At 63.9% G+C, this 18,543-nt stretch carries 15 protein-coding genes; 8 read left to right on the top strand and 7 right to left on the bottom strand.

Annotation, left to right across the window (positions count from 1 at the left end; genetic code table 11):
• The first annotated feature begins 199 nt into the window (after positions 1 to 199).
• Together ACFXHA_RS05455 and ACFXHA_RS05450 are read left to right on the top strand one after the other, a co-directional pair.
• Complete coding sequence (locus ACFXHA_RS05455; RefSeq protein ID WP_379353191.1) at positions 200 to 910, top strand: hypothetical protein; 711 nt, start codon at positions 200 to 202, stop codon at positions 908 to 910.
• 127 nt (positions 911 to 1,037) lie between these two features.
• Positions 1,038 to 3,020 carry an oleate hydratase gene (locus ACFXHA_RS05450; protein ID WP_379353190.1) on the top strand — a complete coding sequence of 661 codons (1,983 nt, stop codon included), beginning with the start codon at positions 1,038 to 1,040 and terminating at the stop codon, positions 3,018 to 3,020.
• A gap of 135 nt (positions 3,021 to 3,155) precedes the next feature.
• On the opposite strand, the gene ACFXHA_RS05445 is transcribed toward ACFXHA_RS05450, so the two are convergent.
• The 6 genes from ACFXHA_RS05445 to ACFXHA_RS05420 form a co-directional block, all read right to left on the bottom strand.
• Positions 3,156 to 4,061 carry a cutinase family protein gene (locus ACFXHA_RS05445; RefSeq protein WP_379353188.1) on the bottom strand — a complete coding sequence of 302 codons (906 nt, stop codon included), beginning with the start codon at positions 4,059 to 4,061 and terminating at the stop codon, positions 3,156 to 3,158.
• Positions 4,062 to 4,090: 29 nt separating this feature from the next.
• On the bottom strand, positions 4,091 to 5,149 hold the full coding sequence (locus ACFXHA_RS05440) for an alpha/beta hydrolase (RefSeq protein WP_379353186.1): 1,059 nt from the start codon (positions 5,147 to 5,149) through the stop codon (positions 4,091 to 4,093).
• A 147-nt stretch (positions 5,150 to 5,296) separates the two neighbouring features.
• A complete protein-coding gene (locus ACFXHA_RS05435) occupies positions 5,297 to 6,637 on the bottom strand; it encodes a sensor histidine kinase (protein WP_379353184.1) in 1,341 nt (446 codons plus the stop codon).
• Positions 6,637 to 7,359 (bottom strand): response regulator transcription factor, encoded by a 723-nt coding sequence (locus ACFXHA_RS05430; RefSeq protein WP_379353182.1) that lies wholly within the window; start codon positions 7,357 to 7,359, stop codon positions 6,637 to 6,639. Before ACFXHA_RS05430 ends, ACFXHA_RS05435 begins: the two co-directional genes overlap by 1 nt.
• A 194-nt stretch (positions 7,360 to 7,553) precedes the next feature.
• Entirely contained in the window at positions 7,554 to 8,192 is a 639-nt protein-coding gene (locus ACFXHA_RS05425) for a TetR/AcrR family transcriptional regulator (protein ID WP_379353180.1), read from the bottom strand.
• 351 nt (positions 8,193 to 8,543) lie between these two features.
• Positions 8,544 to 9,206, bottom strand: coding sequence for a TetR/AcrR family transcriptional regulator (locus ACFXHA_RS05420; RefSeq protein ID WP_379353179.1), 663 nt, complete (start codon positions 9,204 to 9,206; stop codon positions 8,544 to 8,546).
• Positions 9,207 to 9,342: 136 nt separating this feature from the next.
• Between ACFXHA_RS05420 and ACFXHA_RS05415 the strand changes: the two genes are divergently transcribed.
• From ACFXHA_RS05415 to ACFXHA_RS05390, 6 genes are all read left to right on the top strand, one after another.
• Positions 9,343 to 10,476, top strand: coding sequence for a VOC family protein (locus ACFXHA_RS05415; protein WP_379353177.1), 1,134 nt, complete (start codon positions 9,343 to 9,345; stop codon positions 10,474 to 10,476).
• Positions 10,473 to 11,411, top strand: coding sequence for a fumarylacetoacetate hydrolase family protein (locus tag ACFXHA_RS05410; protein ID WP_379353175.1), 939 nt, complete (start codon positions 10,473 to 10,475; stop codon positions 11,409 to 11,411). The genes ACFXHA_RS05415 and ACFXHA_RS05410 overlap by 4 nt, the downstream gene beginning before the upstream one ends.
• Positions 11,408 to 13,321 carry an acyl-CoA synthetase gene (locus ACFXHA_RS05405; protein ID WP_379353173.1) on the top strand — a complete coding sequence of 638 codons (1,914 nt, stop codon included), beginning with the start codon at positions 11,408 to 11,410 and terminating at the stop codon, positions 13,319 to 13,321. The genes ACFXHA_RS05410 and ACFXHA_RS05405 overlap by 4 nt, the downstream gene beginning before the upstream one ends.
• Positions 13,321 to 13,677 carry a DoxX family protein gene (locus ACFXHA_RS05400; protein WP_379353171.1) on the top strand — a complete coding sequence of 119 codons (357 nt, stop codon included), beginning with the start codon at positions 13,321 to 13,323 and terminating at the stop codon, positions 13,675 to 13,677. Before ACFXHA_RS05405 ends, ACFXHA_RS05400 begins: the two co-directional genes overlap by 1 nt.
• Positions 13,674 to 15,206, top strand: coding sequence for a bifunctional 3-(3-hydroxy-phenyl)propionate/3-hydroxycinnamic acid hydroxylase (locus ACFXHA_RS05395; protein WP_379353170.1), 1,533 nt, complete (start codon positions 13,674 to 13,676; stop codon positions 15,204 to 15,206). Before ACFXHA_RS05400 ends, ACFXHA_RS05395 begins: the two co-directional genes overlap by 4 nt.
• 129 nt (positions 15,207 to 15,335) lie before the next feature.
• Positions 15,336 to 17,555, top strand: coding sequence for an MMPL family transporter (locus tag ACFXHA_RS05390; protein ID WP_379353168.1), 2,220 nt, complete (start codon positions 15,336 to 15,338; stop codon positions 17,553 to 17,555).
• Here ACFXHA_RS05390 and ACFXHA_RS05385 read toward each other — a convergent pair.
• Positions 17,550 to 18,332 carry a hypothetical protein gene (locus tag ACFXHA_RS05385; protein ID WP_379353166.1) on the bottom strand — a complete coding sequence of 261 codons (783 nt, stop codon included), beginning with the start codon at positions 18,330 to 18,332 and terminating at the stop codon, positions 17,550 to 17,552. The genes ACFXHA_RS05390 and ACFXHA_RS05385 overlap by 6 nt on opposite strands.
• Positions 18,333 to 18,543 lie beyond the last annotated feature (211 nt).

Here is an 18,543-nt window from a genome sequence, read left to right as displayed (position 1 = left end):
CGGCGACGTCGTGCTGATGGTAAACGGACGAGAATGTTTCTGCTGTGGTCTAGCTGCGGTTTCGTCGAAAATCGACAGTTGTGCGGCACTGAATATGAACGCGTAGTGAACGGATGCTCGAATATAGTTAACGGCGTGTTGGCTGGGGCCGTCTTCGATTTCTCTCGTCCTACCCGAACTCGTCACTGAGGCTCACCACATGAATAAGAGAAAATACGCCGCCGTTTCAGCGCTGGTTATCGCTGCTCTGTGCGGAACTGCAGGCACCGTTAATGCGGCGCCCGCTTCCGCCGCCGATGGTGGAGTGATCGACTACACGGCTACCAATTCCGACGCCAGCACCGTGATCCGCACCGATGCCGGTTCCATGGTGGTCGAGAATGGCGTGTTCAAGATCAAGGCTCCGAATGGAAGCACCGTCGCGGGTACCGAGCTGAACTTCCGTGTCGACGACTTCGTCTTCCCGATCGCCGCTGAAATCGGCGACCACGTCGCGACACTGACCCCTGAGCTTGCCGTGGACAAGGCGGTCTACAAGCCGGTCGCGTTGCCCTACGAGGACCAGGTTCACTTCAAGAGTGATTACGAGCGGGAGCAGGCGGCCTGGAACCGCATGAAGGACACCATCTCGACGGGTGCCACTATCGGCACCCTGGTAGGTGGCGTCGGCGGTGCTGCGGCGGGCTGCGTTCTCGGTGCGCTGTCCGGTGCGACTCTGACCGGCGCCCTGAGCGCCATGTTCGGATCTCTGCCCGGCGGTGTGGTCGGCTGCATCGCTGGCGTGGCGGCCATCGGCTTCATGGGTGTTCTCGCCGGTCAGTTGCTCGTGACCGCGCCCGTCGCGATCCTGGCTGCGGCGCAGTACTTCACCACCATCAATGAGCCGTCCGTCCAGGCTCCGGCGAACTGATTTCACCCGAAATGCCCTGCTGTCCAAGCGATCTTGCTTGGTCGGCAGGGCATTTTCGTTGTCGCATCCGGTTGTCCCGGGTGTAGTAGATGCCTGTTCTGGCCGTTGGTGACGTGGGTCGCATGCGGTGGCCGTTGTAGGACGATTCACGCCGCGACAACTAGATGAATTAGTCAAATCTGACGATATAGTCAAAAAAGCTCGTACGTGGGATCCAGCGGCTGCCGTCGGAGCCACGCTGACGAGGTGGACTGCCGATTTGAACGCCGGGCGCATGCCCCCATCGCTCGGTGCCACTCACAGGAAAGGGCGCCACATCATGAAGATCTACGAACTCCATTACAACGCTCGACCCCCCGAGGGCATTGAAGAGCGGCAGGCGCACATCATCGGCGGTGGCATGGCGGGACTGTCCGCAGCACTGTTCCTCACCGAGGACTGCCACCTGCCCGGCGAGAACGTCCACATTTACGAGAAGCTGCCCGCCTTGGGCGGCTCGATGGATGGCACGGCAGGTGAGATGGGATACCTGTGTCGCGGGGAGCGTGAGCTGGAGCCCTACATGGAGTGCTTCTGGTACCTGTGGAGCAAGGTTCCCTCACTGCGCAACCCGGGGCGCACCGTGCTCGACGACGTCGTCGACTTCAACCGTGACAACCCCATCCACAGCGAATACCGGCTGCTCGAGAACCGCGGGCAGGTTCACGAGGTTGCGGGATTCGGGCTCGACGACGAGTTGGCTCAGTTGATGAACGGGCTGTTCTTCGTACCCGAGCATGAACTCGAAGGCGTCAGCATCGAGCAGTACTTCCCCGAGCGGTTCTTCACCACGAACCTGTGGTACGGATTCCACACGATGCTGGCCTTCAAGCGGTACCACAGCGTGATCGAAGCCAAGCGCTACTTCCGCAGGTTCTCCCACCTCAACGAAGTCGTCCCGTGGCTGCACGGCATCCTGCACACCGACCTGAACGAATATGACGCCCTGATCAAGCCGCTCCTCGCCCACCTGCGAAGCAAGGGCGTTCAGATGCATATTCACGCGGACGTCAAGGAGATTCAGCTGACTCCGGACAACAACACCGTCACCGGGATCGACGTCGTGCTCGACGGCGAACGCACCGTCATCGGCATCACCCCGACCGACATGGTCTTGTTCACCAACGGAAGCATGAGTCAGAACGCCCGCTACGGTGACAACACCACCGTGGCGCCTACCGACCGCGACACCGATGACCTCGGCGTCTTTTCCGTATGGCAGAAGCTGGCCGAGCGCGACCCGAAATTCGGCAACCCCGCGACCTTCATCTCCGACGTCGACAAGACCAAATGGGTGAGCTTCTTCCCGACCATCAAGGGATACCCGGATTTCATCAAACGGCTCGAAGAGGTCTCGGGAAGCAAGGCCGGCAATGGCGGGATCATCAGCTTCATCGACAGCAGCTGGGATATGAGCATCATCCTGCATCACAAACCGTTCTTCGAAGACCAGCCCGACGACGTCGAGGTCTTCTGGGGCTACGGGCTCTACGGTGAGAATGTCGGCGACTACGTCAAGAAGCCCATGTCGGACTGCACGGGCAACGAGATCCTCGCCGAACTGCTCTACCACCTGGGCATGCTGGACATGTATGACGACCTGGTCGCCCACTCCTACGTGTCGACCTGCATGATGCCCTACATCACAAGCCAATTCATGCCCCGCAAGATCGCGGACCGCCCGCACGGAATTCCCCAGGGATGCACCAACCTTGCGTTCATGGGCCAGTACGTCGAGACGGAAGAGGACGCCGTGTTCACAGTGGAGACCTCGGTGCGCACGGCCATGGCCGCGGCCTACCGGCTCACCGGCATCGAGAAGGACCCCGTCGAGGTCTATCCGACCTTCTACGACCTGCGCTACATCGCGACTCAACTCAGGCTGTGGATCGGCAAAGACACTGTGACCGTAGACGACCTCCCGAAGATCGACCCGGACACCATCGAGCAGTATGCCCAGGCTGTCGTAGGGTTCCTCAACAACATCCCTCGGCCTCCCTCGGCATACCCGGGCAAGGAAAACGCAGGTTGGTACCACGGCGCAGCCGGTGAGGCCCTCCGATCTCGCTGAGGCCACCCGCGCTGTCCTCCGTCCTGGGCGTCAGCCGACCTCCGAGGCATCGTTGCGCACTGCGTGACACTGAAATGCCCTGTTGCCCAAGTCATTCTGTTTGGGCAACAGGGCAGCGACGTGTGTGGGGCCAATTCAGGCCATGCCGGCGATCCAATCGTGCATCCAGTTGAGCGCCGTCTTGCCTTCTCCGACCTGATAGGTGCCGTAGGAGGTATGGGTCCCGGTGCCATAGAAGCGTGCGAGTTGCTCGGCGCGCTGCTTGCTCGCGTCCTCGCCGAACTGTGCCTGTATCGCCGGGAGTCCACCGTGTTCCCTGATGTCGGCCAGCAGCATGGCGGCCTGGAACTGGTACTGCCACAGGTTGGTCGAGGCAGCGCCCGAGGTTCTCGCGACGAAGCCCGCGAACCGGGTCACGAAGTCATCGTCCTCGGTCGAGCAATACAGGTCGCCCACCGCGCATACCGTTCGGACATTCCCGCTCACCTGGCCGAATCCGCCAGCGCGGGGGCCTTCCGCTCCGGCGCCGCCGACCGGTGGGCCAACCGCGATGTCGGTGGGCGAGCGCTGTGGATCGGAGATCAGGCCGACGCCCGCGATCCGGGACGGCGGGACCACGCTGTCGCCTCTGCCGATCTCCATGGCGAGGTCACCCGCCGCGTCCGCACCCTGGCTGTATCCGACGATGGCGATATGCGTGGCATTGCAGCGCTGCGCCATCGCCCCGATCATTCCGCGGGCATTGTCGATCGCACCCTTCTTCGAATCGCCATAGATGTTGCCTTCCCACGGAAAGGCAGTAGCGGCGTAGTCGACATAGGCGACTTGCGTCGAACCCGGCAGTCCGTCAGTGACACCGGCCAACATCCCCGGACCTGTGGTGTGCTTGTCGGCTCCGGTCTCCCATGTCCCGGGAATTGCCACGACGTAGAGGTTCGGGCATTCGGTATCTGCCGATGCTGTGGAGTGTCCGACGTATATGGCGGAGGCTCCCAAGACCGTCCAGACGGCCGCTGCCACAACGGATCTCAATGTTCGCATCTGTGTTGCTCCTGCTTACTTGCCTGATCTCAGCCGATGTTGGCGGAGAGGTCGGGGATCATTCGGGTGGCCTCGTCCTGCCAGTTCTTCCAGTTGTGGATTCCGGCGGCCGGGAAGTCGTAGGTGATGTTCGTTGCCCGCAGCATGTTCATCCGGATCTGGAATGTCCGGGTGTTGGACAATGCGAGGGACTCCAGCGCCATTCCGTTGAAGGTGTCCGAGCTGAACCCGTCCGCGGACGTGGGGAGTCCATTCGATGACGAGACCCACAGGCGGGTCTTGTTGGCGATCAGAGTTGGAGCGAAGAGGAACGGATCCACCCGCTGCCACTTGGGATCGAAGATCGAGGAAACCATGCAGTCGAGGTTGTAACCCCCGGCGTCGAGCATCGCGAGACGGAGGGCGGGCAGCATGCCGGGACCGGTGAGGGAGAGGTAGCCGGAGAACGCGCCTGCGAAACTGAACTGGTCAGGATGGTCCGCAGCCAGCGCAAGCGCGGCGCTGGCGCCCATGGACAAGCCGAATACGCCGTTTCGACTTGTGTTGAAGCCGAGTCGATCTCGCAGTGCGTTACGCAGATCTTGGCTCAGGAAGGTTTCCCATTTGTACGTGTTGGACTTCCCGGGCCCGGCCGAGAATGCTTGCGTTGCACCTGATCCCGACGATATCGAGAGCGACCCGGCCGGGATGCCGAGGAAGGTCGAAGGGCCTCTCCAGTCGGTATAAAAGCTCGACTGTCCACCGACAGGCATGACCACGTTGATGTTCTGGTCGGCCAGTCGCCGCGGAACGTCGGTCTCGATCTCCCATCCATTGAGGTCGTCGCGGGCTCGCATGCCGTCGAGCGCGTACACCACTCGATCCGTATTGCCATCGGCGGCGCGGAAGACGCGGGACTTGATGGGGCCCATACTCGAATCGACCCAGAAGTCGAAGCCGCTGTCATCGGGCGCGGCACTCGCGAGGGTCGCGTTGCCCGCCATCAGCATCGTGGACGGCAGAAGGATCACCAGTGCTAGGGCGAGAACGATTCGCTGCGTCCAGAATGCGAAATCACGGAACAAGGCGCGGTCGCGCGCATCCGGCATGGAGTCCGAACCTTTCATCAGGATGATAGACAGACCGCGAGCCCGGGCTCGTCCGCGGCGTAGGCATACCGCCGCGGAATCTCGTCTGTACTGCAGACCCTATGAAGCGGGGATGAAGGTATCGGCCGGTGATCTCTGAGGGATTCGTTAAGAAACACCCGATGCGTCGGATGCAGAACCATCGGCGATATCGAGTTCGAGTCGAATGCCACCGAGGTCGCTGTCGGTGAAATATGCCTTACCGCAGTGTAATTCGGCCTGCTGGGCAACGAGTGCCAGGCCGAGCCCGGATCCTTCCCGCGCAGCGCCCGCGCCGCGGTAGAAGCGCCCGAACACTGCGGCACGTTCACTCTCGTCGATTCCGGCGCCGTCGTCCTCGATGGCGATCCGTACGCGGTTCACAGTGCGATCCGCGGTGATATCGATGCGCGTGGCCCGGCCGTGCCGGACGGAGTTGGTGATCGCGTTGTCGAGCGCGAGGCGGATTCCGGCAGGCGAACAGCGGACTTCCAGCGGAGGATTGCTGCGGACTCGAATGCGGACGTCAGGGTAGAGCTGGGTGGCGTCGCGGACGGCCTGATCGGCGATTTCGACGATGTCCGTCAAAACCCGGCGGTCGCCCTCGTTCAGTTCGCCGGAGGCAAGCAGTTCGAGAGCGGTGAGTGTGGACTCAACACCGGCCTGTTTGCGCAGGACGTCGTCGAGGATCTCGATTCGCTTGTCCGGAGGGAGCTCCAAACCGCGCACGATCTCGAGATCGGTTCGGATCGCGGTGAGCGGTGTGCGCAGTTCGTGAGCGGCAGTGGAGGCGAAGGTACGCGCAGTCTCGAGCGCGGTCGTGGTCTGTCGCTGAGCGATGGCGATCCGGCCGAGCATGGTGGTGACGGCGGCCGAGAGCTGGTTGGCCTCGCGGATCCCCCCGGCGCCGCTCTGATCGGGCAATTGCTCGCCGCGGCTGATCCTTTGGGTCAGGGCGACCAGCGGACGAATAGCGGCGCCGCCGAAGATCAGACCGAGCGCCGAGGCGACGACGATAGCGGCGGTACCCAGCAGCAGGACGCGTTGCTGCTGTTCGTGAGTGACGGACTCCGCGGCCTTGACCGGAAAGGCGACCGACAGCGTGTGCGGGCCGATACGAGAGTCGTTGAGAGTCACCGTCTTCACTCGGTATCCGACCGCCCCGAGCTGGACAGTTCGATAGCCGTCTGCCAGCCGGGGGAGCGGTGTCGAGGTGCTCGCCAGCACGGTGTCCTCACGCCACAGCGTGACCGCGAATGCGCCGGCGTCGCCGAGGCGGCCCATGACCAGTTGTGCGATATCGACATTGAGCTCGATCAGATCCGCAGTGCCGTCGAGCTTTTCGTCCAGATGCTTGATGTTGTTGCTGGCGATCGCGGCCGACATGAATATCGCCAGGGCCCCAACGACGATCGCGGTTCCGAGGGCTGCGGCGATGGCGACGCGGGTACGCAAGGACAACGCGGGCATCACGCGGGTTCCTTACGCAGGACATAGCCGACAGCGCGCACGGTCTGGATGAGCCGGGGTTCACCGCATGCCTCCAGTTTGCGCCGCAGATGGGCGACGAATACGTCGACAACGTTCGTTCTTGTCGCGAAGTCGTACCCCCAGACCCGCTCCAGCAATTGTTCGCGCGTCATCACTGTCCCGCAGTTGTTCGCCAGGACCGTCAGCAGTTCGTACTCGCGTCGGGTCAGCGTGACCTCGACCCCGGAACTCAGTACCCGTCGGCTTGCGAACTCGATGTGCAGGGAACCGATCGTGATCGCATCCTGGGTGACGGTCGAGGTGCCGCGTGGTCGGCGCAGCAAGGCATTCAACCTGGCCGTCAACTCGTCGAAGTAGAACGGTTTGACCAGGTAGTCATCCGCACCGGCTTCCAAACCCTCGATCCGGTCGGTGACTTCGTTCCGCGCGCTGAGTACGCAAATGGGTACATCGCTGCCGAAGGCGCGGAAGGCCATGATGAATCCGAGTCCGTCCAGTTTCGGCATCTGCAGGTCCAGGACGATGACATCGGGCTGCTCCGCGCGGGACACAGCGATCGCTTGGACGCCGTCGATCGCGGTGCAGACATCGAACCCGCTGAGCGTTAGACCGCGTTCCAGCGATTCGCGCACGTTGTCGTCATCGTCGACGACCAGAACTCGATGGCGCTCGCTCCCGAGCTCACCAGCTACCAGGGACATCTCGAACCGCACACTCCTGATCAGACTTTCTGAGAGAACCGTCAGGTCTGAAGGTACCCTCGATCAAGCTGATAAGATCAAAGAGCGTTGGACGTCACTCGGGCAGGCGAGACAAGCTTTCCGTGTTGTCGTGGATCAGCCGTTGGCGTACAACAAGTTTCAGATTTCTCCCAGGGTGAAAGCCCCTCGGAGATCTACAGTTGCGGCTGCTGTGGCAGTGGGCCCGAGGACAGCTTCTCTGCCGCACGCTTGGTCATGCCGAACATGCGCAGCATGCGAAAGGTCATCTGGTCGACAAGGGCTTCAGCGTCGGCATCCGGCCTGGCATCCAGTAGTTGCAGCAGTCCGAGCAGGGCTCCGCCCGCAGTCATGACCGCCATGTCGGGATCCATGGGCTCGAACCGGCCCGCTTCCTGCGCGGCGAGAATGTCGCGGCGGGCGCGTGGGGCCAAGCCCTCATCGCGCAGCAGAATCGACATGCCCGAATTCAGGATCACCCGAACCATCTCCGGGATCTGCCGCTGCAATCGGCCCGTCATGCGGAAGCTCACCGCGAACACCTCGGCCGGGTCGTCGTAGATGGCCACGATGCCGTCGCGCATCTCGCTGTAGACCTGCAGTACCGAGCGCACCGCTTCGTCGAACAGCTGTTCCTTGGAGTCGAAGTGGTTGTAGAACGAGCCGAAACCGACATCCGCGGCATCGGTGATCTCCTGGATGCTCACCGCGGAGCGTCCCTCCGACAGGAACTTGCGTGCGGCGCCGAGAAGCGCATTGCGGGTGCGTTCCCGGCGGCGATCGACGCGGTTGCGCACTACGGGTTCGGCTGTCATCGGACCTCCATTAATCGGGTCTGTTACGCAGATCATATCTGAGGAAAATGTCAGCCATGCGCGACACGTTCAGATCCCTATGTTGAACCGAATGTCGTGAAATGGCCGCGAGTCGGGCTCCACGGCATCGGTTCTGGAGGGTGTCGTAGCGAACTTCCGTGTTGTCGTTAGAGGCGTCCTCCGGATGCGGAATGCCCTGGTGTACAACGAATTCGCTCTCTATCGCCGCTATGGGCCGTTGGAAGGCTATGAGCGGCCACGGTGGCGTCTCTGCCGAAGTGCTGATCGCGGGTTCGATGCCTCGATCAGGGGATGGGGGAGATGGATGTCGGGCCGAGTCGTGCCCTTGGATCAAACGGTGGTGCTGTCCTGGGACGGTGTATCGAGCGTAGGCAGCGGGCGGCGGCAGATCTCCTCCGCGTCCTCTGGTGGTACGCCGAACATGCGCAGCAGATCCTCGGCGACCTGGTCGGTGGCCGCGGCATCATCTCGTTCCGGCTGATCGTGGAGAAGCCGTCCAAGGCACAGCGTCGCTCCTGCCACGATCGTCATCGCCAGTTCCGGGTCGCGGGCCCGGAATCGGCCGGCGTCGATCGCGGCTTCGATATCGCGTCGAGCGCGTGGGGCGAGTCCCTTGGGTGAAGTGGCGAGGTTCAGGCCGTCGCTGAGCAACACCTTGCTGAGGGTGGGGGTGAGGCGATGTAGGCGGCCGGTGAGGCGGAAGCTCTGCGCGAAGATCTGGGCGGGGTCGTCGATGTCCTTGCACAACACGTCGAGTAGGGCGCCGTGACGGTCGAGTGCCTCTTCGATCGCGGCGTGGAACAGCTCTTCCCGGCTCTCGAAATGGTTGTAGAACGACCCCATGCCGACGTCGGCGGCCTGGGTGATCTCCAGGATCGGGACGTTGAGCTTGCCTTCCGCGAGAAACGACTGGGCCGCGCTCACAAGCGCGGCGCGGGTACGCGCCTTACGTCGCTCCAGGCGGTTGGGTTCCGGGCCTGTCTGCGTGGTCATCGCTGTTCACCTCTCGCCGACTTCTTAGCACGCCATGGTAGCGCGTTGACTCAATACTGACGAAGTTGTCAGAATCTCTTGACTGATTACCTTCTCGTAGGTGACGATATCGTCAGTAACTGGAAGGGAGTGGTCGATGAGCGGCCATCACGATGTGCACAGCGGTCTGCACAGCGAGCACGGCGCAGTGGCGGGAGAGCATCCCGGCCGAGCACGCAATCCGGTGGTGAAGGTGCTCGATCTCGCATGGCTGGAGTTCGAGAAACCCGATCTGGAACGAGCTGAAAACTTTGCTCACGCATTCGGTTTCACGACAGCGATGAGGACTGCCGACGAGCTGCAACTGCGCGGAACGGACCCGGGCTCACCCTGCGTGCTGATCCGCCGAGGAGCTCGGTCGCGCTTCGTGGGTCCGGCCTTCCGGGCCGTCGACGGCACCGACCTGCTGCGGCTCGCGGACGCGACCGGCGTGCGACCGGTCCCCCTGCCGGAATCGCTCGGTGGGCTGACCGTTGATCTTGTCGATCCGAGTCGGCTACAGGTTCGGGTCGTCGCCGAAACCCATGAATTGCCTGCCTTGCAACCGCAGCAGCCCCACGTGCTCAATCTCGGACACGAGGTGTTGCGTATCAACGCCACGCAGCGGCCGCTGCGAGCACCGGCTCGCGTGCAACGACTCGGGCACGTTGTCGTGCAGACCACCAAGTACCGGGAAACCCTCGACTGGTATCTGGAGAACCTGGGGCTGATCGTCAGCGACTTCCTCTACTACCCGAAACAGCGCGACCGCGGGCCGGTCATGAGTTTCATTCGCTGTGACCGGGGTTCGACTCCGGCCGACCATCACACGCTCGCGCTGACGCTGGGGCCATCCAACAGATACGTGCACTCGGCGTATCAGGTCGCCGACCTCGACGCTCTGGCCGCTGGCGGCGAGTTCCTGCACGAGAACGGCTACCACCGTTCATGGGGAATCGGACGCCACATCCAGGGCAGCCAGATCTTCGACTACTGGCGCGATCCCGACGGTTTCATGGTCGAGCACTTCAGCGACGGCGACATGTTCGACTGCTCCCTCGAACCGGGCTGGGCCCCGATGACTGCCTCGGGCTTGGCGCAGTGGGGGCCACCGGCCACCAAGGATTTCCTCGGCCTTACGCCTGGGGCCGAGTCATTGCGAGAAGCGCGCGCCATCGTCGAAGCGCTGCGTGAGGACAACGAATTCGATCTCCGCCGCCTGCGCGGCCTGCTGAAAGTAGCCAACTCATGAGCATTTCCGTACTACGTACCGCTGACGCCTGGTGGGTGCAGAACGCCACGGGCGCGGCTCGGATCGACACCGCGGCGACGACCACCCGCGAACTTCTGGCCGACCGGGCGGCGATCGACGCCGCGGTGTCGAGCACAGATGTCGCGGCGGTGGAGACTCTTTCGCTAGTTTCCCCGGTGAGCGCACCGTGTCGGGTGGTGGCGCAGATGACGAACTTCGCCTCGCACGTCAAGGACTCGGGCATGGATCCCGCGACGGTGCCGCTGACGTTCTTCCGCAAGACGTCGGGTTCGATCAGCGGCCCGTACGACGATGTCATCCGGCCCGCCCATGTGACATTGCTGGACTACGAGGTGGAGATCGGTCTCGTCTTCGGGCGTGAGATGCCGGTCGGCTCGCAGATCACCGCGGAGAATCTCGCTGACTACATCGCGGGTCTGGTCGTCACCAACGACATCTCCGCGCGCGATGTCCAGTTGCCGAAAACCCAGTTCTACGAGGCGAAGTCGTATCCGACCTTCACCCCGGTGGGACCGGCGCTGGTGCTGCTGGACGCCGATGAACTGAAGCGGTTCACCGATCTGCGGCTGCGGCTGTGGGTCAATGGCGAAGCGCGCCAGGACATGACGGTCGCCGACATGATCTACCGGCCGGTGCAGACCCTGCGCGAACTGACCCGATTCCAGCGGATGGACGCCGGTGACCTGCTGCTCACCGGGACTCCGGTCGGCACTGCGATCAGTGCCCCGCCCAAGATCGCGGAGATCATCGGGTCACTGCTGCCGCCGAAGGCCAAGTGGAAGCTGTTCTTCCAGGGCCAGGCCAAGAACCCGAAGTATCTGAAGGACGGCGATGTCATGGAAGCCGCCATCGGCACCGGTGACGGCGTCATCGACCTGGGCCGCCAGCGCACAGTCGTGAGGTACGCCCGATGACAGAGAATCCGACCCTCGAAGCCGCGACCGAAGAACTACTGTGGCCACGCTACGTCGCTCCAGAGGACTTGGCGGCCATCGAGTCGGTGCCTCTCGCCGCGCGCGGCCTACCTGAAACGACATACGCCCTGCTCGCCCGTGCAGCGGCACTGTGGCCCGAGAAGAACGCGATCACCGTGTTGCCCGACGCCTCGCGGTGGCGGGAACCAGTGCGGCGCAGCTATACCGAACTCCTGTCCGATGTCCACCGGTATGCGAACCTGCTGCACGAGTTGGGTGTCCGCGGTCACGATGCCGTCGCGCTCATCGCACCCAATTGCGCCGAACTGATCCCCGCCACCCTCGCCGCCCAACTGGCGGGCATCGCGGCACCGATCAACGGTGGTCTGTCCGGCAGTCACATCGCCGAACTGTTGCGTCGCTCGGGTGCTCGTGTCCTGATCACCGCGGGCCCCGAACTGGCTGCCGACACTTGGGCATCCGCGCGTAGCCTGGCAGGCCAAGGACTCGTGGATGCGCTCTTGGTGCTGCGGCCGACCGCGGTCTCCGCGCCGCCCCCGGAACTGCCCTCGATTGCCGGAGTCCGGGTCGGATACCTCGAAGACCTTGCGGGCCAGCAGGATTCCACGCGTTTCGCCGGTGCGCCCCCGGCCGGATCGGACCTGGCGGCACTGTTCCACACCGGCGGTACCACCGGTGTGCCGAAACTGGCGGCGCACCGCCACTCCAGCGAGGTCGCCAATGCCTGGATGATCGCCGCCAACTCGCTGCTCGACGAGGACGCGGTGGTCTTTGCCGCGCTGCCGCTGTTCCATGTCAACGCGCTGGTCGTCACGTTGCTCGCTCCGCTGTACCGGGGCCAGTCGGTGGTGTGGGCAGGGGCGCTCGGATACCGGGACTTCGCGTTGTACGCGGAGTTCTGGAATATCGTGGAGCACTACAAGATCGCAGCGATGAGCGCGGTACCCACCGTGTACGCCGTGCTGGCCCAGTGTCCGATAGAAGCTGATATCTCCAGTCTGCGCTACGCCATGGTCGGCGCGTCGCCGCTGCCGCTCGCCGTGCGCGAGGGTTTCCAGGCGCATACGGGCGTCACGCTGGTCGAGGGCTACGGGCTCACCGAGGCGACCTGCGCCAGTGCACGCAGCTTCCCCGACATGCCGCGCCCCGGCGCCGTCGGGCAGCGCATGCCCTATCAGCAGATCGCGGTCGTCCGCATCACCGAAGACGGGGCGTGGGCGCAGCTGTCGGCAGGGGAGACCGGCGTTCTCGTCATCAGCGGCCCAACGATTTTCGCCGGATACGTCACCGGCCGTGACGACCGCGGCCACATCACCAGCGGGCTCGGCACTCTCATCGACGGCTGGCTCGACACCGGCGATCTCGCTCATGTCGACGACGACGGATTCATCTATCTGCACGGCCGCGCAAAGGATCTCATCATCCGAGGCGGCCACAATATCGACCCCGCGACCATCGAGGACGCCCTGCTCGCGCACCCGCACGTCAGCGCCGCCGGTGCCGTCGGCCGCCCGGACGTGCATTCGGGCGAGGTTCCCGTCGCCTACGTCGCGGTGACAGCCGGCGCGGACATCACCGGAGACGAGCTGGTGGAATGGGCCGCGGAACGAGTGCATGAGCGCGCCGCCGCGCCCAAAACGGTCACGATCCTCGATGCTCTGCCGGTTACCGATGTGGGCAAGCCCTACAAGCTGGGGCTGCGCGCCGATGCCACCCGGCGAGAACTGCTCGAGGCGCTCATCGACAGTGCCGGAATTCACGCCGTCAAGGCCGAAGTCGAGGACGGCGCGGTCGTCGCGACGGTTGAAGTCGAAGGCTCCGCGGACATCCGGGCGGTCGAGTCGATCCTCGGTCGCTATGCCATCACGGTGAAAGTCGAGGTGCGGTAATGAAAGTCGTCTCGACAGTGCTCGCCGGTGCACTGACCGCCGAGTTCCTCGCCTTCGGCGCGGCCAAGCTGTTTGCGATCGCCCCGATGCGTGAGCGCGCCGAACACCTCGACTACACCACGACGGCCTACCGGGGTATCGGCGCCGTCGAGATCGTCGCGGCTGGCGGCGTTCTGGCCGGTCTCGCCTTTCCATCGATCGGAATGGCGGCCGGAACGGGGCTGACGTTGTTGATGGGTGGCGCGGTCGCATCCCATGTGCGCAATGGTGACGGCGTCCAACTGTTCGCGCCAGCCGTCGGATCCGGCCTCGCCTCACTCGCCTATACGCTGGTCCTGGCCGGAGTCTCCCGGTGAATACCCCGTTGATTCCCGTTGTGCTCGTCGGTGCGGGCCCATCCGGATTGACCGCGGCGACCCTGCTTGCCCAGTACGGGATCGAGTCCCTGGTGCTGGAGCGTTGGGAGGGCGTCTATCCGCAGCCACGTGCCGTGCATCTGGACGGCGAAATCCGCCGGATAGTCGAGCGTCTCGGCGTCGGCGATGAATTCGACGCCGTCTCCCGACCTGCGCTCGGATTGCGGCTCGTCGATGCCGATCACCGGACACTGGCGCAATTCGACCGCGACCCGGCCGGTGGTCGTAACGGGCACCCGGAAGCAAACCTGTTCGACCAGCCTGAGCTGGAGGCGATCCTGCGCGCCAACCTTCTCCGCTACCCGACCGTCACACTGCGTAGCAGCGCGGAAGTCACGGCGGTCACCGAGGAGAGCGGTTGCGTGCGAGTGGATTTCAACGACCGCGACACCGGGCGGGCCGAATCCGTGCGTGCGGCATATGTATTGGGCTGCGATGGAGCCAACAGCCTCGTCCGTGACGCCATCGGCGGGCGGACCCGCGATCTGCGGTTCGATCAGCGCTGGCTGGTAGTCGACCTTGCGACGCCGGCCGACCTGGGTCACTGGGACGGCGTGTACCAGGTCTGTGACCCCGCGCGGGCGGCCACGTATATGCGCATCGGAAAAAGCCGCCACCGCTGGGAATTCCGCCTTCTCCCAGGCGAATCCGCCGACGACTTTGGAGACCTGCCCCGGTTGCGGCCGCTGCTCGAACCGTGGATCGAGTCCGGTGGGTTCGAACACCTCGAATTGGTGCGCGTCGCCGAGTACACGTTCCGCGCTCAGCTGGCCGACCGGTGGCGCAGCGGACGGGTGTTTCTGCTGGGGGATGCCGCCCACCTGACGCCACCGTTCATCGGGCAAGGCATGGGCGCAGGACTGCGCGACGCAATGAACCTCACCTGGAAGTTGGCCGGGGTCCTGCGCGGCGAGCTACCGGCCACAGTGCTCGACACCTATGAGACCGAGCGGAAACCACACGCACGGGCCATGATCAGGCTGGCCAAGCTCACCGGCTTGACGATGACCGAGGGGGGCGAGCTGGGCAACCGCCTGCGCGGTCTCATCGCGCCGAGGCTGCCGCAGGTCCCCGGTCTCGCCCGCATGGTGACCAGCGGGGAATCTCCGACGCTGCACCGGTCGGAACTGGTGATCACGCCGCTGCTGCGGCACTTGGCCGGTCGGTTGGTGCCGAACAGCCGACTTGCCGACGGGCGGAGGGTCGACCAGGTAATAGCCGGTCGATACGCGATCATCACCACCGTCGCCCCGTCCTCCGAGGACCACGTGCTGTGCGAAGAACGCCACGGCGTCGTGCTCCACGCGCAACCCGGAACGGATCTGTACCGCTGGCTTCGCCGTGGCCACTCGGCCGCGGTGATGGTTCGCCCCGATGGTGCGGTGCAGCGCTGCGGCGGGAGCCCGTCGGCTCTCTACGCGGCCTTGCCTCGATTCGCACCGAGTGTTCGATCCACGCGCACAGGCTGAACGGGTGAGCAACGTGTTGCTGACCATTGCAGCGTTTATGAGGATCTCATCATATTAGTGCTATCGTACGGGCACTCTGTGCGATCGCGTCGCTGATATGTCGTTTGGTATCTCAGTGAGAGGACCCGCATGTCTCGGTACTTGTTCGCCCTTGGCCAGTTCGTAGCTCGTCGCCGTTGGTGGGTGCTGACAGTCTGGATCGTGCTGCTGGTCGGCGCGATCGGATTCGCTGTCGGAACCGGCGGGAAGACCAACGACGACTTCACAGTCCCCGGCACCGAGTCGCAGGATGCGGTGTCGTTGCTGCAACAACGGATGCCCGCATTCAGCGGAGCTCAGATGCAGGTCGTGTTCGCCACGCCCGGCATGACGAAGGTGACCGACCAGCAGGCAGCCGGTGAGATCGAACAGGCGATGGCCGCGTTCAAGGGCCTGCCACAGGTCGCGGCGGTCGTGGACCCGTTCCAGGCCAAGGCGGTCTCGCCGAACCAGCACGCCGCGCTGGGCAGTGTGCAGTTCACGGTCTCGGCGGGTGAAGTCTCGCAGGACACCCTCGACAAGGTGAACAACATCGCGGGCTCAGCGCGGGACGCCGGCCTCGACGTCGAGTTCTCTGGCGGGGTGTACCCGGGCTTCACCGCCGAAATCCCGCATACCCCCGAGATCCTCGGCATCATCGCGGCGTTCGTGATTCTCCTGGTCACCTTCGGGGCCGTGGTCGCCGCCGGTCTGCCCATCGTTACCGCCTTGGTCGGCGTGGGAATCGGGGTCGGCGGGATCATGGGCGTGGCGGCCTTCGTCGACGTGCCATCCGCGGCCACCTCGCTGGCGTTGATGCTGGGTCTGTCCTGTGGCATCGACTACGCACTGTTCATTCTGTCCCGCCATCGGCATCACATCGTGCTGGGAATGCCTGCCGCAGAATCCATTCCGCTCGCGGTCGGTACGGCGGGCAGTTCTGTGGTGTTCGCGGCGGTGACCGTGATCATCGCCCTGTGCGGGCTGGCGGTCGCGGGCATCCCATTCCTGACTGTGATGGGCCTGACCGCTGCCGGTGCGGTGCTGGTGGCCATGCTCGTCGCGCTGACCCTGCTGCCCGCGCTGCTGAGCTTCGCCGGTGGGCTGGTTGCCAAGTTCATCTCGCCACCACTGAATCCGGGTAAGGCCGAGGAAGTGGCTCGCATCGCCGCCTACGAGCCCGAGCGCACCTGCGGGCATGCATGGGGACGGTTCGTCACCCGATTCCGGATCCCGTTGCTTGTGCTGGGCGTCGCGATCCTGGCTGTACTGGCCGTTCCTGCCACTCGCATGGAACTCGGGTTGCCCAGCGGTGCAACACAACCGGATTCGAGCACCGCGCACAAGGCGTACAACGTGATCAGTGGCTCGTTCGGAGAAGGATTCAACGGTCCGTTGCTCGTGGTGACCGACCTGTCGCACGCGAACTCCGCCGACGCCGTACAGACGCTGATCGGCCGACTGCAGCAGGAACCCGATGTCGCCGTCGTGCAGCCCGCCGGGACCGACAACGGATTGATGCTGATTCAGGTGATTCCGAAAACCGGACCCGATGACTCCGCGACTGCCGACCTGGTGAACCGGCTGCGTGACGACCGCGACAGCATCGTCAGCGGAACCGGTGCTACATATCTGGTCGGCGGCACGACCGCGGCGAACATCGATACGTCCAAGAAGCTGGGCGAGGCGCTGCCGGTCTTCCTGGCGGTGGTCGTCGGTCTGGCGCTGGTGCTGTTGACCATCGCCTTCCGCACCGTCCTGGTCCCGCTGACTTCGATCGTCGGATTCATCCTGTCGGTCTTCGCGGCCCTCGGCGCACAGGTCGCTGTCTTCCAATGGGGCTGGGGCGCAAGCCTTTTGCATGTGACGAAGGGGGAAACGCTCAGCTTCCTGCCGATCATCACCCTCGCCATCATCTTCGGCCTCTCCAGCGACTACCAGATCTTCGTCGTCTCCCGCATCAAGGAGGAGCACACCCGCACCGAGGACGCGGTCACGTCGGTGCAGAACGGTGTCGCACACTCCGCCCGTGTCGTGACCGCTGCGGCGCTGATCATGTTCGGCGTCTTCGTCGCCTTCGCGACGGTCGACAATCCGATCGTCAAACCCCTGGCCTTCACCCTGGCCGTCGGCGTACTGCTGGATGCGTTCATCGTCCGGCTGACCCTGGTTCCCGCCATCATGGCCCTGGTCGGCAACCGAATGTGGTACCACCCACGCTGGTTCGGCCGCTACGTCCCCGACCTCGACATCGAAGGCGCCGAACTCGAACGCCGACTCACCCATGATGTCGAAGCCGAAGCGCAGCAGACCGTTACGGCGGAATCATGAACCTCGTTGATCGGCGGGGACGATGCGGCGATCGAGTATCACCGAAATGGTTCTGTCGATCGTGTAAGCGTGCGCCGCGGTGAGCACGCGGGACTGATTCTCGATAATCGCCGATACCTGCGGCGATGCCAGGATCTCGAACAAGTGGTCGCGGCTCTCCGCGCCGATGGTCAGGGACCCGTGAAACCGGCGGTGCGTGGCGTAGTCGTGATTGACGCCGGGCGAGGGATGAATCCACTTCGTGAAAGGCAGGAACGTGTAGGTCCGCAGATCCAGTGCCCCCGCCGAATGCAGTGCGGGACCGAGGATTTCGTGGACGAAGCCACGGAACGCGCGGCCGCTCACACCGCGTCGTCGTTGCAGCAGCACGGCGGTGCGGTGCGGCACCGTGTTGTCGTGGCCGGGTGCCCACCACCGTCCGCCGCCGGGTCCTGTGAGCTGTTCCAGCACGCGATCGAAGACGTTCTGCTCATCGAAGATGATCTCGCGCAGGTGCAATGCGGTGTTCAGTGAACCCAATGTGCTGCTCAGTCGGACCTCGGGGAATCCGTCCAGTCGCCAATCAGGAGGTATGAGCGTGCCGACGCTCCGTGTTGCCGGCCAGTATCCGTGGTCGTCGTACGAGAAGTGGCGCTGGACGTATTCCAGCAAGTTCGGGAGACGAGTCATGATGTCGGCATGGGTGCCCGCCCAATAGGCGAAACCGTCGTCCCTCGATACGTCCTGGCGCAGCGAAACCGGATTTACCGAGGAGGTCGTGCGGATTGGCGTGGTCATCATCGTGCCCCCTGCCGCGTGGCGCTAGGGCCGATTCCGCGGGCAGTGCCGGTGACGACGATCGTCTCGTCACTGAGATCTGTGTACACCTGAAGTCCCTTGTTGAGCTGTGTCCGAGGCGTTCATGCGCCTAACGCCAGCAGTGATGAATCTGTCAGTCATGAGCAGTACGTCATCTGAAGGTAACGGGAATCACACGGCTGTGCAACTA

Origin of the sequence: Nocardia sp. NPDC059240 (assembly GCF_042753865.1) — a bacterium.
Lineage (GTDB): Bacteria > Actinomycetota > Actinomycetes > Mycobacteriales > Mycobacteriaceae > Nocardia.
The sequence above is the reverse complement of the archived record's forward strand: the minus strand, read 5'-3'. Positions and strand labels throughout refer to the sequence as shown.